The sequence below is a fragment of the Agrobacterium sp. A3-95 genome (genome assembly GCF_053521785.1).
In genome coordinates this window covers 585602-599913 of the sequence record NZ_JBNWDR010000001.1, presented here as the reverse complement: position 1 = coordinate 599913, position 14312 = coordinate 585602, and the positions used below count along the sequence as shown (strand labels likewise).

Here is a 14312-nt window from a genome sequence, read left to right as displayed (position 1 = left end):
CTTTAACGCCTGCTGCAATGCAGCAACAGAATAAGCCCGGAAGGTCATTCCGGGTTTTTTCTATTTCCTTCCTGTCATGAACGTGTTACCAGCCCTCGCCAACTTCCAAGCAATCCTTGCAGGGCGCCGGGGTGAACTTTTCGTTCCGGGACGGCCACGCATTTTCATTATGAAGGAATTTGGTCATGGCACGCATCATTCAAACACCCACTGGTTTGGACGCCCTCACATTTGACGATGTGTTGCTGCAACCCGGACATTCCGAGGTTATGCCGGGACAGACGAATATCGCCACCCGCATTGCCCGTGATATCGATCTCAACCTGCCGATCCTCTCTTCCGCCATGGACACGGTCACGGAAGGCCGTCTTGCCATCGCCATGGCGCAGGCCGGCGGCATCGGCGTCATCCACCGCAACCTTACCCCCATCGAACAGGCCGAAGAAGTCCGGCAGGTAAAGAAGTTCGAGAGCGGCATGGTCGTCAACCCGGTCACCATCGGCCCGGATGCCACGCTGGCAGAAGCACAGGCTTTGATGAAGGCGCACGGCATTTCCGGCATTCCGGTGGTTGAAAACGGCGGTGCCGGCGGCCACAAGAATGGCCGTCTCGTCGGCATTCTGACAAACCGCGACGTGCGTTTCGCATCCGATCCGCAGCAGAAGATCTATGAACTGATGACCCGCGAAAACCTTGTTACGGTCAAGGAAAGCAGCGTCGATCAGCAGGAAGCGCGCCGTCTGTTGCACAAGCACCGCATTGAAAAGCTGCTGGTGGTGGATGGAAAGGGCAATTGCGTCGGCCTCATCACCGTCAAGGATATGGAGAAGTCGCAGCTCAACCCCAACGCCACCAAGGATGCGCAGGGCCGTCTTCGCGCCGCTGCCGCCATCAGCGTCGGTGCCGATGCCATCGAACGCGCAGAACGCCTCATCGATGCCGGTGTTGACCTTCTGGTCGTCGATACCGCGCATGGCCATTCGCAGCGCGTGCTCGATGCCGTTTCGGTGGTCAAGAAGATGTCGAACTCCGTTCGCATCATCGCCGGCAATGTTGCGACCGCTGACGGCACCAAGGCACTGATCGATGCCGGCGCCGATGGCGTCAAGGTCGGTATCGGCCCTGGTTCCATCTGCACCACCCGTATCGTCGCCGGCGTTGGCGTTCCGCAGCTTGCTGCGATCATGGCCTCGGTCGAAGTGGCCAATGCTGCAGATATTCCTGTCATCGCCGATGGCGGCATCAAGTTCTCGGGCGATCTGGCGAAGGCTATTGCCGCCGGCGCCTCCGCCGTCATGATCGGCTCGCTTTTGGCCGGCACGGATGAAAGCCCGGGCGAAGTGTTCCTCTATCAGGGCCGTTCCTTCAAGGCCTATCGCGGCATGGGTTCCGTTGGCGCCATGGCGCGCGGCTCCGCCGACCGTTATTTCCAGGCGGAAGTGCGCGACACGCTGAAGCTCGTTCCGGAAGGTATCGAAGGTCAGGTTCCCTATAAGGGTCCGGTCTCCGGCGTCCTGCACCAGCTGGCCGGTGGCCTGAAGGCTGCCATGGGTTATGTCGGCGGCGGCACGATCAAGGAATTCCAGGAGCGCGCCACCTTCGTGCGCATTTCCAGCGCGGGCTTGCGCGAAAGCCACGCCCATGACGTGACGATCACCCGCGAAAGCCCGAACTACCCCGGCGCGGTTTGATCTTTCGAACCGAATCCGCAACAACATAGTCTCAGTATTTGGCGCTCCCCGATTCACGCCGGATCGGGGAGCGTTATTGTGATTGGAGGAGAAAGCATGTCACCAACGACCGCAATGTTCTGGCCGATGATAGCCCATGCATTTCTCGTGTTCGTTCTTTACGCCCTACTGCTTTACCGCCGCAAAAAATACACGCTGACGGACCGTGATACCGCGCTCAGATATCGCGATACGGGACAGGAAGGGCGCGAAAGCTATCTGGTCAACCGAAACATTGCCAACCAGTTCGAGCTTCCGGTTCTCTTCCACCCCGTCTGCCTGCTGCTTTATATTACCGACGCGGACAATATCGTTACCGTCGTTCTGGCCTGGCTGTTCGTGATTTCCCGTTATGCGCACTCCTTCGTTCACGTCACCAGCAACCGTTTGCGTTATCGTGCGCCATTGTTCGCGATTGGTTTCGCGCTTCTCGTCTGCCTCTGGGGCTGGCTCGCCATCTGGTTGGCGCTGGAGTGAGATGGCACCGTAAGGTTGCTTCATAAGTGAGACAATCGCGCCTCTAAAATGCTGCGATTTGCGATGGGTCAATTCCGTGACGCCCCATCCCCGGTAGTCTCTGCCTCGCCGTCGAGAATTTCAGGCGAGCAGCGATTAGGGAGTATGTCATGGCTAAAACAATGAAGGCCGCGGTTGTCCGCGCATTTGGCAAACCGCTGACCATCGAGGAAGTGGCGATACCGGATCCCGGCCCGGGTGAAATTCTCATCAATTACAAGGCGACCGGCATTTGCCACACGGACCTGCACGCCGCAACGGGCGATTGGCCGGTCAAACCCAATCCACCATTCATTCCCGGCCATGAAGGCGTCGGCTACGTCGCCAAGATCGGCGCTGGCGTGACCGGCATCAAGGAAGGCGACCGCGCCGGCACGCCGTGGCTTTATACCGCCTGCGGATGCTGCATTCCGTGCCGTACCGGCTGGGAAACTCTTTGCCCAAGTCAGAAGAACTCGGGTTATTCCGTCAATGGCAGCTTTGCAGAATACGGGCTTGCTGATCCGAAATTCGTTGGCCGACTTCCCGACAATCTGGAATTCGGCCCCGCTGCACCCGTGCTCTGCGCCGGTGTCACCGTCTACAAGGGGCTCAAGGAAACCGAAGTGAGGCCCGGCGAATGGGTGGTCATATCGGGCATTGGCGGGCTTGGTCATATGGCCGTGCAATATGCCAAGGCCATGGGCATGCATGTCGTTGCCGCCGATATTTATGACGACAAGCTGGAGCTTGCGAAAAAGCTGGGCGCGGATTTCACCGTCAACGGTCGGGCGCCGGATGCGGTGGAACAGGTGCAGAAGGCGACCGGCGGCGTCCACGGCGCGCTCGTGACGGCGGTTTCGCCCAAAGCCATGGAGCAGGCCTACGGTTTCCTGCGCTCCAAGGGCACGATGGCACTTGTTGGCCTGCCGCCGGGCTTCATCTCCATTCCGGTTTTCGAAACGGTGCTGAAGCGCATCACGGTGCGTGGCTCCATCGTCGGCACTCGGCAGGATCTGGAGGAGGCGCTTTCCTTCGCTGGTGAAGGCAAGGTAGCCGCTCACTTCTCCTGGGACAAACTCGAAAACATTAACGACATCTTCCGTCGCATGGAAGAGGGCAAGATCGACGGCCGTATCGTCGTGGACCTTGCCGCCTGAGACAGATGACCAGCGGCGGCGCTCACGCAAAAGTGTGCCGCCGCTTGTTCACCGGGCGACGATCTGCGCTATCCTCCCTGTGCATCTGCGCGTTCAGGGAGAAGAGAGCGATGGACGACAAGCCGAAGATTACGCAGGCCATGATCGACGCTTACGATGAATATACCCATCTCAGCCTCGATCGCCGCAAATTCATGGAAAAGCTCAGCCTGCTTGCCGGCTCCGGCGCAGCTGCGGCCGCAATCGCGCCGCTTCTTTCGGCCAACAGCGCCCGTGCGGCAATCGTCGCGCCTGATGATGCGGGTATCGTTGCGGAAGAGGTGACCTATCCCGCGCCCGGTGGCGAGATGAAGGGCTATCTCGTCACGCCGAAATCGGTTTCCGGCCCCATTGGCTCGGTTATCGTCATCCATGAAAACCGGGGCCTGAACGACCATATCCGCGATGTGGCAAGACGCGTGGCGCTTGCGGGGTTCAGGGCGCTTGCGGTTGATTTCCTGTCGCCGCAGGGCGGCACGCCTTCGGATGAAGATAAGGCACGGGAGATGTTCAGTGGCCTCGATATGGAGGCAACAGTCGCCAATGCCGAAGCCGGTCGGGTGTGGCTCGCCGCAAGGCAGGGTGCGAACGGCAAGGTTGGTGCGGTCGGTTTCTGCTGGGGCGGCGGGCTGGTCAACCGGTTCGCCACCAAATCGGCAGGCCTGAATGCCGGCGTCGCCTATTACGGCCAGCAACCGCCGGCGGCCGATGTGCCTGCTATCAAGGCGCCCCTGCTGTTACAGTATGCCGGTCTGGATGAGCGCATCAATGCCGGTATCGACGCCTATAAAAAGGCGCTGGAGGAAAACGGCAAGACCTTCGAAATCTTCGTTTATGACGGCGTCAACCACGCCTTCAACAACGATACGTCCTCGGCGCGATACGACAAGGCCGCGGCCGATCTCGCCTGGGGCCGGACGACGGAGTTCTTCAAAAAATATCTGGCGTAGTGGGGTTTCGGTCCGCTGTGACGGACAACCCCTGAAATCCCGCTCTAGACGCCGCCAGCCCCGCGTTTCAAATGCTCATCAAGCCGGGGCATGATCTCAACGAAATTGCAGGGCAGGTGGCGGTAATCGAGCTGGGCTTTGAGAATACCGTCCCAGGCATCCTTGCAGGCGCTGGGAGAGCCGGGCAGCACGAAGATGAAGGTGGCGTTTGCCACGCCGCCGGTCGCCCGTGACTGGATGGTGGCGGTGCCGATCTTTTCATAGGAAATGCGATGGAAGATGGCAGAAAAGCCGTCCATGCGCTTTTCGAACAGGGGTTCCAGCGCCTCGGGTGTCACGTCGCGGCCTGTAAAGCCGGTGCCGCCGGTGGTGATGACCACATCCACGCTCCCGTTGAGCGTCCAGTCGCGCACGGTGTTGAAAATAGCAGCCTTGTCGTCTGCCACGATGGTGCGGGCGGCGACCTTGTGTCCGGCTTCCTCTATGCGTGCGACTAGCGTGTCGCCGGACTTGTCATTCTCAAGCGTGCGGCTGTCCGAAACGGTCAGAACCGCGATGCCGAGGGGAATGAAGGGTCTTTCGCCTGCCATGGCCTTATCCTCGAATTGTGTTGTATTCAGATGGTCCGCGTCGCCTGAAAATACCAGCCGGGGCGCTTGTTTCGAAGCGATGTTTCCGCTTTTCGGGCGGCCTCGAAGGAATGAAATAGTCCAAAACAGGTGGCACCCGAACCGGACATGCGCACAAGGGAAGCACCTTCCTGCGACAGCATGCCGGCGATTGCGCCGATATCAGGCAGGAGCGCCTTGGCGGGGACTTCCAGATCGTTGCGGCTTTGCGCCAGAAAATCCATCCAGCCGCCTTCTTTGCGCTCCGGCAGGGGCGGGTTGGCCTTGTCGAGCAGTCGCCGAAAAATCTCCGGCGTCGAGACCGCTTTCAGAGGGTTGGCCAGCACCAGAAAGAATTCCGGCAGATCGGAGACCGGCTCGATATCCTCGCCGATACCTCGTGCGATGAGTGGGCGGCTTTCAAGGCACATCGGCACGTCAGCGCCAAGCGCAAGCGCGATGGGTGCGAGATTTTCAGGAACAATCCCGGCATTCCAGTGCCGCAACAGCGCCCGCAGTGTCGCTGCCGCATCCGCTGAGCCGCCGCCAATGCCGGAGGCGACCGGCAGGTTCTTTTCGAGATGGATGGCAACCGGGCGTGCCGATTGACCTGCCGCCACAAGCGCATCACGCAAAAGGTCTCTGGCACGGACGACGAGATTGTTGCCGCCATCGCCTGCGCGCAGCAGATCGCCAAACGGGCCGTAGATGGAAAAAGTGTCGGCATCGGCATCGCGAACATGGATCGCGTCGCCTGCTTCGGTGAAGGTCACCAGCGTCTCGAGCAGATGATAACCATCTGCCCGCTGACCGGTTACATGCAGTGCCAGATTGATCTTGGCCGGGGCCGCCTCGGTTGTTTCGACAGCCCCGGTAATGTCATCCGCGCGCATGTCGCGTCAGGATTTCTTGTCCGGGGCAGGGGCAACAGGGGCCGGTGCTGGCGGAGCCGGCGGCTGCGGCGCGGCCTCCTTCTTGGCGGTGTTTTCGGCGTCCTTTTCCAGCGGCGGCAGGCCGTTGGCAATCTTTTCCTTCACCTTGGCCTTGTCCAGATCGTCATTGTCGCCAATCAGCGCGCGGTTCCACTGATACACGGCCTCGATCTTGCGGCCGACACGCCAGTAGGCATCGCCCAGATGATCGTTGATGGTCTGATCGCCGGCCTTGAGCTCGATTGCCCGCTCCAGTTCGGTGACAGCCTGGTCAAACGCGCCCAGCCGGAAATGCGCCCAGCCAAGCGAGTCGACGATATAGCCGTCATTCGGCCGAAGCTCGACCGCGCGGCTGATCATCTTCATCGCTTCGTCGAGGTTGATACCCTTGTCCACCCAGGAATAGCCGAGATAGTTCAGCACCTGCGGCTGTTCCGGGTTGAGTTCGAGCGCACGCTTGAAGTCCGGCTCGGCCTTGTCCCATTCCTTCAGGCGCTCATGGGCGATGGCGCGCTGGAAGAACACGGTCCAGTCCGACTTCTGCGGTACGGCACCGATCACCTCGACAGCCTTGTCGTAGTTTTCGGCCATGGCCTTGTAGTCCTTGGCGTCGGAAAGCACGCTGCCATAGGCGAGGTAAGAACGGATATCCTTCGGATCGGATTGCAGCAGGGATTGCAGGTGGTTGCGCGCTTCCTCCACCTTGCCCGTCTGCGCCAGCGTCAGCCCGAGCTGCAGCTCGGAGATGCGGTGCATCGGCGAATCTTTCGGCACGTCGCGGTAGAAGGCGATGGCGCGGTCGGGCTGTTTCATCGCCTCGGCAAGTCCGCCGAGAAGGATCAGCGTATCAGCGCTTTGCGGATCGAGCGCCCGCGACGTCTGAAGGTAAAGCGTGACGATCTCTTCGGCACCTTCGCGGTTCAGCGCGCCCGCGATGGAAAACATCACGGAAGCCGCGCCTTCAACGGCATTGGTGATCTGCTGCGGCGGCTTCTCGCCCTTCTCGATGGATTGGCGAAGCGCTTTGAGAGGCGCATAGTTTGGCGCAAAAGTGTCGCCGACCGCAATTGCGTCCAGCGCCTTCTGCTTGTTGCCGGCTGAAGCCTCCAGCCGTGCAAGCGCCATCACCGCGCGCATATAGGTGTCGGAAGCGGTTGCCCCGCCTTCACGATCCGTCACGGCCTCATTGAGGCTCTTGCGGGCAGCATCTGTGTTGCCGGAGACAAGGGCGATCGCCGCGGCATTGTATTTCTGGAAAATCGAAATCCAGCCCGGACCCTTCATGTTGTTGACGAGGGCCAGCGCTTCCTTGGGCTTGCCTGAACCGGCGCGCGCCCATGCCGTCAGAAGCGTGTTGACCATGCGGTCGAGATCGTTCGGGCCGGTATATTTCAGGATTTTCTCGGCTTTGACGAATTCCTTGTCCTTGATGGCGTCGAGGCCGCGCACGATGGTCGTCACGCGTTCGACGGAGGTATCGTCCTTCATCGAATCGGCAATCTTGGCGCCAGCCTCGAAATTGCCGCTCAATAGTTCGGCGATCATCAGGCGCTGGCGGATTTCCGAATTGGCCGGATCGAATTCCAGCGCCTTCTTGTAGAGCGAAATCGCGGTGGGGTAATCCTGATCGACATCGGCATTGCGCGCGGCAAGGAATGCGCCGGAGAAGGTATTTACCTTGGCAGGATCGAAAGTAACGGCCTTGGCTTCCGTTTTCGTCTCCGCAAAGCCGGGGCTTGCACCCGCGCCAAGTGCGAGAGCGGCGGCAAGAGCCGCGCTGCAGAGAAGACGAAGTGCTGGTTTACGCCGCATGAGGGAACCTTTGCCTTTGTGCAGAAGCACGGAAAAATCAGTTTCCATTGTTTGGTCACGATAGAATGGCTTTTTTGAAGCAACCCCGCAAGAAATTATGGCCCGCGCCACAATCTCCCCTTGCGGGACACCCAGTCCGAAACAGCGGCGGACGGTCTTGTCCATCCGCCGTTTGCCTAAGGCCTCCAGCGTCAGTTGAGACGCTCGATGCAGAAGTCGATGACTTCCAGAAGCGCGTTTTTCCAAGGGCTTTCCGGCAGCGGTGCAAGCGCATCGCGGGCAATGGTGCCGTAATGCGTGGCGCGGCCGATCGTATCGCCAAGACCGTTGTATTTGGTGATGAGACCGAGCGCCTTTTCGAGGTTCTCGTCGCTGCTTTCGCCGTTTTCGATGGCGTTGCGCCAGAAGGCGCGCTCATCCTGCGTGCCGCGGCGATAGGACAGGATGACCGGCAGGGTGATCTTGCCCTCACGGAAATCGTCACCCGTATTCTTGCCGAGATCGGCGGATTTGCCGCCGTAATCCAGCACGTCGTCAACGAGCTGGAAGGCAAGGCCGAGATTCATGCCGTAGGATTTCAGTGCACTGCGGCTTGCCTTGTCGGTTTTGGCGACGATGGGGCCAACTTCCGCGGCCGCTGCAAAAAGGGCAGCCGTCTTGGCGCGAATCACCTGCAGATAATCGTCCTCGGTCGTTTCCATGTTCTTGGCGACCGAAAGCTGCAGCACTTCGCCCTCGGCGATGACCGAAGCGGCGGTGGACAGCACATCGAGCGCATCCAGCGAGCCGACGTCCACCATCATGCGGAAGGCTTGGCCGAGCAGGAAGTCGCCGACGAGAACGCTTGCCTGGTTGCCCCAGATGGTGCGGGCGGTGGACTTGCCACGGCGCAGATCGCTTTCATCCACCACGTCGTCATGCAGCAGCGTCGCCGTGTGCATGAATTCCACGCTGGTGGCGAGCTTGATATGGTGGTCGCCCTCGTAACCGAACATCGAGGCAGAGGCCAGCGTCAGCATCGGCCGCAGGCGTTTGCCTCCGGACGAGATCAGATGGTTGGCCACCTCAGGTATCATCTGGACATCGGAACCGGCTCTGGAAAGGATAAGCTGGTTCACCCGTTCCATGTCGGCACGGGTCAGGTCGACAAGCGGCTTGACGGATGCGAGTTTGTTTTTGCTTTCTTCAAGCGGTATGACGACGCCCAAGGGACAGGACTCCTGTTCGAATTTGAGTTCGACAATAAAAACTGGCGCCTGTCGCGGCAAGGGGCGAATTGCCGCTAGCCATTCAAAAAAATGGGAATTTGGGGCTTATCCATGCGTGAACTGATCCGTACCAACGATGCCGTGCTGTTATCCTTCGCCGAAAGCCTGATGAAGGACGCTGGTATACATTGCCTTGTCGCCGATCAGGCAATGAGCATTCTGGAAGGTTCGCTCGGTCTTTTGCCCCGCCGGTTCCTGGTGGAGGAAGACCGCGCCGGTGAGGCCCGCCGCATTCTCGTGGATGCCGGTCTGGGCGACGAATTGCGCAACGAAGAGGCGTAAACGAACGTGGGCGGCGAGATTTCGGAAACTTTGGATGCGTTTCACCGGGGCCGTTTTCACATTCTCCAGCCCAAGGGCAGGGGGCACCGCGCCGGCATGGACGCCATGCTTCTTGCCTCGATGGTGGCGGACGAGCGCGCCTGCCGCATAGCCGATCTCGGCGCGGGCGCGGGCGCGGCAGGTTTCGCGGTTGCCACGCGGCTTGAAAAGGCCGAAGTGACCCTGTTCGAACGTTCGCCGGAAATGGTGGAATTTGCCCGCCGCAGCCTGGCGTTGCCGGAAAATGCCGCTTTTTCCGCCCGTGTCAGCGTGCGTGAGGCCGACGTGACGCTGCGTGGCAAGGCGCGCGTCGAGGCCGGTCTGCCGGACGGGCATTTTCACCACGTCATCATGAACCCGCCCTATAATGATGCAGGCGACCGCCGCACGCCCGATGCGCTGAAGGCTGAGGCCCACGCCATGACGGAGGGCCTGTTCGAGGACTGGATCAGGACCGCAGGTGCGATCACGGTTCCAGGCGGGCAGCTTTCCCTTATTGCACGGCCGCAATCGGTGGCGGAGATCATTGCCGCCTGTGGCAGCCGTTTCGGCGGCATCGAGATCACACTCATCCATCCACGCCCTGGTGAGGATGCGGTGCGCATGCTCGTAACGGCGATCAAGGGGTCACGGGCGCGGCTGTCGTTCCGGGCGCCGCTCGTCATGCACGAGACCGGCAGCCATGCCTTCACGCACATCGTGGATGACCTAAATAATGGCCGCACCGCCTATCGCCGTAATGTAAAGGCAATCGGGCCTGGCCTATAAATTCGCCGTTCCTCCGGCCGCAAACCATTGTGTTTTGCAGGGCAGTACATACATCCGTGACGAACAGGCAAATGCTGCGAGGAGTGAATTGTGGGTTTTCTGAAGTATCTGGTGCCGAAACGCTTTCGCAAAAAAGAACTCGTCATCCCGGTTGTGCGCATGCATGGCGCCATCATGGCTGGCGGCAACCAGTTCCGCCCCGCTCTCAATCTTGCCTCCTATGCACCGCTGCTGGAAAAGGCCTTTGCCATCAAGGACGCGCCAGCTGTCGCCATTTCCGTGAATTCTCCCGGTGGCTCGCCGGTGCAGGCGCGAATGATCTATAATCGCATCCGCCAGCTTGCCGAGGAAAAGGACAAGAAGGTCCTGATCTTCGTTGAGGATGTGGCGGCCTCCGGTGGCTACATGATCGCGCTTGCCGGCGACGAGATCATCGCCGACCCCACCTCCATCGTCGGTTCGATCGGCGTCGTTTCCGGTGGTTTCGGTTTCCCTGAAATGCTGAAGAAGATCGGGGTGGAGCGCCGCGTCTATACGGCCGGCGAGAACAAGGTCATCCTCGATCCCTTCCAGCCGGAAAAAGAGGGCGACATCGAATATCTGAAGTCGCTTCAGGTCGAAATCCACAATGTTTTCATCGATATGGTCAAGATGCGCCGCGGTGCAAAACTGAAGGGCGATGAGACGGTCTTCTCCGGCCTGTTCTGGACCGGTATGCGCGGCCTGGATCTCGGCCTGATCGACGGCTTGGGCGACATGAGGGAAGTTCTGCGCCGCCGTTACGGGACGAAGGTCAAGCTTCAGCTCGTCACCGGCGGGCGCTCGCTGTTCGGCAAAAAAGTGCCGGGCGTGAATGCGGCACTCGGCCTCAATGCCGAAAGGCTTGCGGCAGGCGCCGTCTCGGGACTTGCGGAAGTTGCCGAAGAAAAGGCATTGTGGTCGCGTTTCGGTCTATGATGTCGCAGGAATAGGGCCTTATGGCGCAGCTTATTACAATTGTTCTTCTGGTGGTGGGATCCGTCATCCTCTACCGCCGCTTCGTTCGCGATGCGGAAAAGCTTTCGGCAAAATCGAAGCAGCGCGAAAAGGAACGCGAAACCGGCGCCATCGGCACGCTGATCAAGGATCCCGAAACCGGCGAATACCGCGTGAAGCGTGAGGATGAGACGTAAGCCGGTGTCTCCACGCATAAATCCTTGACCCCTTCGCCATGCCGTGGCACCAGTCCGCATCCGAAGTAAGTCAGTGCTTACTTATCCTCACAACGCCGCGATGACTGCAATGACCGATATTCCAGACCATATGAACCCCAAGCGTTCCTTTCAGGCGCTGATCCTGACGCTGCACAATTACTGGGCCGACAAGGGCTGTGCGGTATTGCAGCCCTATGATATGGAAGTGGGCGCGGGTACGTTTCATCCGGCAACGACGCTGCGCGCGCTGGGACCGAAGCCGTGGAAGGCTGCCTATGTGCAGCCCTCGCGCCGGCCTTCTGATGGTCGCTACGGTGAAAACCCCAACCGTTTGCAGCATTATTACCAGTATCAGGTCATTCTGAAGCCCAACCCTTCCAACCTTCAGGAACTCTATCTCGGTTCGCTGAAGGCCATCGGTCTCGATCCGCTGCTGCATGATGTGCGCTTCGTCGAAGACGACTGGGAAAGCCCGACGCTCGGCGCCTGGGGTCTCGGCTGGGAGTGCTGGTGCGACGGTATGGAAGTGTCGCAATTCACCTACTTCCAGCAGGTCTGCGGCATCGAATGCTCGCCGGTCGCTGGCGAACTGACCTACGGTCTGGAGCGTCTGGCCATGTATGTTCAGGGCGTCGACAATGTCTACGACCTCAACTTCAACGGCCGCGAGGGTGAAGAGAAGATCTCCTATGGTGACGTCTTCCTGCAGGCCGAGCAGGAATACTCCCGCCATAATTTCGAATTTGCCGACACCGGCATGCTGCATCGCCATTTCATCGACGCGGAAAAGGAATGCCTGGCGCTTCTCGCCGCGGGCGCGCCGGGTGATGATGACAATCAGCGCCTGCATAAATGCGTGTTCCCGGCCTATGACCAGTGCATCAAGGCAAGCCATGTCTTCAACCTGCTGGATGCGCGCGGCGTGATCTCGGTGACGGAACGCCAGAGCTATATCCTGCGCGTGCGCACGCTGGCAAAAGCCTGCGGCGAAGCCTTCCTGCTCACGGATGCGGGCGGGTTGAACTGGAACAGGGCCGCCTGAACCTTTATGTAAGGCGGGGCAACAGTCTAACGTGCGGGTGCCGTTGCGGCGCTCGCGCCTCTTGAGGAGGGGTCGGGAATGTTCATCACGCTGGCAATCATCGCGGCAATCGCGCTCTATGTCGTCTTCATCTATAACGGCCTCGTCAAGGCGAGGCAGATGAAGGAAGAGGCGTGGTCGGGCATCGACGTGCAGTTAAAACGCCGCGCCGATCTCATTCCCAATCTCATCGAGACCGTGAAGGGCTACGCGGCGCATGAAAAAAGCACCTTCGAAGAGGTGATTGCCATGCGCAACCGGGCCCAGGCCGTACCGGCTGGCGATGTCGAAGGCCGCGCCCAGGCGGAAGGCATGCTGTCGCAGGCGCTCGGCAAGCTCTTTGCGCTCGCTGAAGCCTATCCCGATCTGAAAGCCAATACGAACTTTCTGGAATTGCAGCGCTCGCTGGAAACCATCGAGGGCGAACTGCAGATGTCGCGCCGTTATTACAATGGCGCCGCGCGCGATCTGAACGTCAGGGTGGAAAGCTTCCCATCCAATCTGATCGCCGGCCAGTTCGGTTTTGCCAAGGCACCCTATTTCGAGATCGACAACCCGGCAGACCGCGCCGTGCCGACCGTGAAATTCTAAGGCCACCGTTCCCCGGGTCCAAGTCCTCCCGCCGACATTCCTGTATCCCGGCTCTCTGCCGCATTCTTTGACAAGACGACGATCATGATCGAACTGACCATCACCCCGCCCGGCCACCCGCTTTCCGGCAAGGTAGAGCCGCCCGGCTCCAAATCCATCACCAACCGCGCGCTTCTGCTGGCTGGCCTCGCCAAGGGAAAAAGCCGCCTAACCGGCGCGTTGAAGAGCGATGATACGCTCTATATGGCCGAAGCCCTGCGCGCCATGGGCGTTAAGGTGACAGAACCTGACGCCACGACCTTCGTGGTGGAGGGTACAGGCGTGCTTCAACAGCCGGAAAAGCCGCTTTTTCTTGGCAATGCCGGCACAGCCACGCGGTTCCTGACTGCGGCTGCAGCGCTGGTGGATGGCGCCGTTATCATCGATGGCGACGAGCACATGCGCAAACGCCCGATCATGCCGTTGGTGGAAGCGCTGCGCGCCCTCGGCGTCGAAGCGGATGCGCCGACCGGCTGCCCGCCAGTTACCGTGCGGGGCAAGGGCATGGGTTTCCCGAAGGGCAGCGTCACAATCGACGCCAACCTCTCCAGCCAATATGTGTCGGCACTTCTGATGGCGGCCGCCTGCGGCGATAAGCCTGTCGATATCATCCTCAAGGGCGAGGAAATCGGCGCGAAGGGTTATATCGACCTCACCACATCAGCCATGGAAGCTTTCGGTGCGAAGGTGGAGCGGGTCAGCAACGCCATCTGGCGCGTGCATCCGACCGGCTACACCGCGACCGATTTCCACATCGAACCGGATGCATCCGCCGCCACCTATCTCTGGGGCGCGGAGCTTCTGACCGCCGGTGCGATCGACATCGGCACGCCCGCCGACAAGTTCACCCAGCCGGATGCCAAGGCCTATGAGGTCATGGCGCAGTTTCCGCATCTGCCCGCTGAAATCGACGGTTCGCAGATGCAGGACGCCATTCCGACCATCGCCGTTCTCGCCGCGTTCAACGAAACGCCGGTACGTTTCGTCGGCATTGCCAATCTGCGTGTGAAGGAATGCGACCGTATCCGTGCCGTCTCGCTCGGCCTCAACGAAATCCGCAACGGTCTGGCGCATGAGGAAGGCGACGACCTGATCGTGCATGCCGACCCGGCGCTGGCGGGCCAGACGGTCGATGCCTCCATCGATACTTTTGCCGATCACCGCATCGCCATGAGCTTTGCGCTGGCGGCGCTGAAGATCGGCGGCATCGCCATCCAGAACCCTGCCTGCGTTGGCAAGACCTATCCGGGCTACTGGAAGGCGCTCGCCTCGCTCGGCGTCGACTATAACGAAAAGGAAAGTGCTGCCGAGCCGCAGCACTGAAA

Annotated in this window: 15 protein-coding genes; 11 read left to right on the top strand and 4 right to left on the bottom strand. The window is 60.2% G+C overall.

Translation table 11 applies throughout. The features are described 5' to 3' along the window. Positions 1–185 precede the first annotated feature (185 nt). The 4 genes from guaB (at position 186) to ACQZ5Y_RS03015 (ending at position 4374) form a co-directional block, all read left to right on the top strand. Entirely contained in the window at positions 186–1691 is a 1506-nt protein-coding gene (gene guaB, locus ACQZ5Y_RS03030; RefSeq protein WP_003515165.1) for an IMP dehydrogenase, read from the top strand. Between the two features lie 114 nt (positions 1692–1805). Further along, entirely contained in the window at positions 1806–2207 is a 402-nt protein-coding gene (locus tag ACQZ5Y_RS03025) for an MAPEG family protein (protein WP_003515166.1), read from the top strand. 149 nt (positions 2208–2356) lie between these two features. Next, positions 2357–3385, top strand: coding sequence for an alcohol dehydrogenase AdhP (adhP, locus tag ACQZ5Y_RS03020; protein WP_003515167.1), 1029 nt, complete (start codon positions 2357–2359; stop codon positions 3383–3385). A gap of 110 nt (positions 3386–3495) precedes the next feature. Next, positions 3496–4374: a dienelactone hydrolase family protein gene (locus ACQZ5Y_RS03015; RefSeq protein ID WP_019564276.1), complete on the top strand. Its 879-nt coding sequence runs from the start codon at positions 3496–3498 to the stop codon at positions 4372–4374. A 44-nt stretch (positions 4375–4418) separates the two neighbouring features. Here the strand turns inward: ACQZ5Y_RS03015 and moaB are convergent, their stop codons facing one another. The 4 genes from moaB to ACQZ5Y_RS02995 all read right to left on the bottom strand — a co-directional run bounded on the left by moaB (position 4419) and on the right by ACQZ5Y_RS02995 (position 8934). Beyond that, positions 4419–4964, bottom strand: a complete 546-nt coding sequence (gene moaB / locus ACQZ5Y_RS03010) for a molybdenum cofactor biosynthesis protein B (RefSeq protein ID WP_038489893.1) — start codon at positions 4962–4964, stop codon at positions 4419–4421. Positions 4965–4990: 26 nt separating this feature from the next. Further along, positions 4991–5875, bottom strand: a complete 885-nt coding sequence (locus tag ACQZ5Y_RS03005; RefSeq protein WP_038489896.1) for a 4-(cytidine 5'-diphospho)-2-C-methyl-D-erythritol kinase — start codon at positions 5873–5875, stop codon at positions 4991–4993. A gap of 6 nt (positions 5876–5881) precedes the next feature. Then, on the bottom strand, positions 5882–7726 hold the full coding sequence (locus tag ACQZ5Y_RS03000) for a tetratricopeptide repeat protein (protein ID WP_013635516.1): 1845 nt from the start codon (positions 7724–7726) through the stop codon (positions 5882–5884). 191 nt (positions 7727–7917) lie between these two features. Then, a complete protein-coding gene (locus tag ACQZ5Y_RS02995; RefSeq protein ID WP_003515172.1) occupies positions 7918–8934 on the bottom strand; it encodes a polyprenyl synthetase family protein in 1017 nt (338 codons plus the stop codon). Between the two features lie 111 nt (positions 8935–9045). Here ACQZ5Y_RS02995 and ACQZ5Y_RS02990 point away from each other — a divergent pair, with 111 nt between their 5' ends. The 7 genes from ACQZ5Y_RS02990 to ACQZ5Y_RS02960 all read left to right on the top strand — a co-directional run bounded on the left by ACQZ5Y_RS02990 (position 9046) and on the right by ACQZ5Y_RS02960 (position 14310). Further along, positions 9046–9276 carry a putative signal transducing protein gene (locus ACQZ5Y_RS02990; protein ID WP_003515173.1) on the top strand — a complete coding sequence of 77 codons (231 nt, stop codon included), beginning with the start codon at positions 9046–9048 and terminating at the stop codon, positions 9274–9276. Positions 9277–9282: 6 nt separating this feature from the next. Next, entirely contained in the window at positions 9283–10083 is an 801-nt protein-coding gene (locus tag ACQZ5Y_RS02985; RefSeq protein WP_112402552.1) for a tRNA1(Val) (adenine(37)-N6)-methyltransferase, read from the top strand. A gap of 87 nt (positions 10084–10170) precedes the next feature. After that, positions 10171–11040, top strand: a complete 870-nt coding sequence (locus ACQZ5Y_RS02980; RefSeq protein WP_025592532.1) for a S49 family peptidase — start codon at positions 10171–10173, stop codon at positions 11038–11040. A 20-nt stretch (positions 11041–11060) separates the two neighbouring features. Then, a complete protein-coding gene (locus tag ACQZ5Y_RS02975; RefSeq protein ID WP_003515179.1) occupies positions 11061–11255 on the top strand; it encodes an NfeD family protein in 195 nt (64 codons plus the stop codon). 100 nt (positions 11256–11355) lie between these two features. Then, the gene (locus ACQZ5Y_RS02970; protein ID WP_013635520.1) at positions 11356–12318 is read left to right on the top strand and encodes a glycine--tRNA ligase subunit alpha; all 963 of its coding nucleotides are present in this window, start codon (positions 11356–11358) and stop codon (positions 12316–12318) included. Between the two features lie 78 nt (positions 12319–12396). After that, a complete protein-coding gene (locus ACQZ5Y_RS02965) occupies positions 12397–12948 on the top strand; it encodes a LemA family protein (protein ID WP_025592535.1) in 552 nt (183 codons plus the stop codon). 84 nt (positions 12949–13032) lie between these two features. After that, positions 13033–14310, top strand: a complete 1278-nt coding sequence (locus ACQZ5Y_RS02960; RefSeq protein WP_174049190.1) for a 3-phosphoshikimate 1-carboxyvinyltransferase — start codon at positions 13033–13035, stop codon at positions 14308–14310. Positions 14311–14312: the final 2 nt, after the last annotated feature.

Bases quoted from the DNA above. Each gene is read 5' to 3' on its own strand.
- ACQZ5Y_RS03015 (WP_019564276.1), top strand. From the start codon at position 3,496: ATGGACGACAAGCCGAAGATTACGCAGGCCATGATCGACGCTTACGAT.
- ACQZ5Y_RS02960 (WP_174049190.1), top strand. From the start codon at position 13,033: ATGATCGAACTGACCATCACCCCGCCCGGCCACCCGCTTTCCGGCAAG.
- ACQZ5Y_RS03005 (WP_038489896.1), bottom strand. From the start codon at position 5,875: ATGCGCGCGGATGACATTACCGGGGCTGTCGAAACAACCGAGGCGGCC.
- guaB (WP_003515165.1), top strand. From the start codon at position 186: ATGGCACGCATCATTCAAACACCCACTGGTTTGGACGCCCTCACATTT.
- ACQZ5Y_RS02975 (WP_003515179.1), top strand. From the start codon at position 11,061: ATGGCGCAGCTTATTACAATTGTTCTTCTGGTGGTGGGATCCGTCATC.
- adhP (WP_003515167.1), top strand. From the start codon at position 2,357: ATGGCTAAAACAATGAAGGCCGCGGTTGTCCGCGCATTTGGCAAACCG.
- ACQZ5Y_RS03025 (WP_003515166.1), top strand. From the start codon at position 1,806: ATGTTCTGGCCGATGATAGCCCATGCATTTCTCGTGTTCGTTCTTTAC.
- ACQZ5Y_RS02990 (WP_003515173.1), top strand. From the start codon at position 9,046: ATGCGTGAACTGATCCGTACCAACGATGCCGTGCTGTTATCCTTCGCC.
- ACQZ5Y_RS03000 (WP_013635516.1), bottom strand. From the start codon at position 7,726: ATGCGGCGTAAACCAGCACTTCGTCTTCTCTGCAGCGCGGCTCTTGCC.
- ACQZ5Y_RS02965 (WP_025592535.1), top strand. From the start codon at position 12,397: ATGTTCATCACGCTGGCAATCATCGCGGCAATCGCGCTCTATGTCGTC.
- ACQZ5Y_RS02970 (WP_013635520.1), top strand. From the start codon at position 11,356: ATGACTGCAATGACCGATATTCCAGACCATATGAACCCCAAGCGTTCC.
- moaB (WP_038489893.1), bottom strand. From the start codon at position 4,964: ATGGCAGGCGAAAGACCCTTCATTCCCCTCGGCATCGCGGTTCTGACC.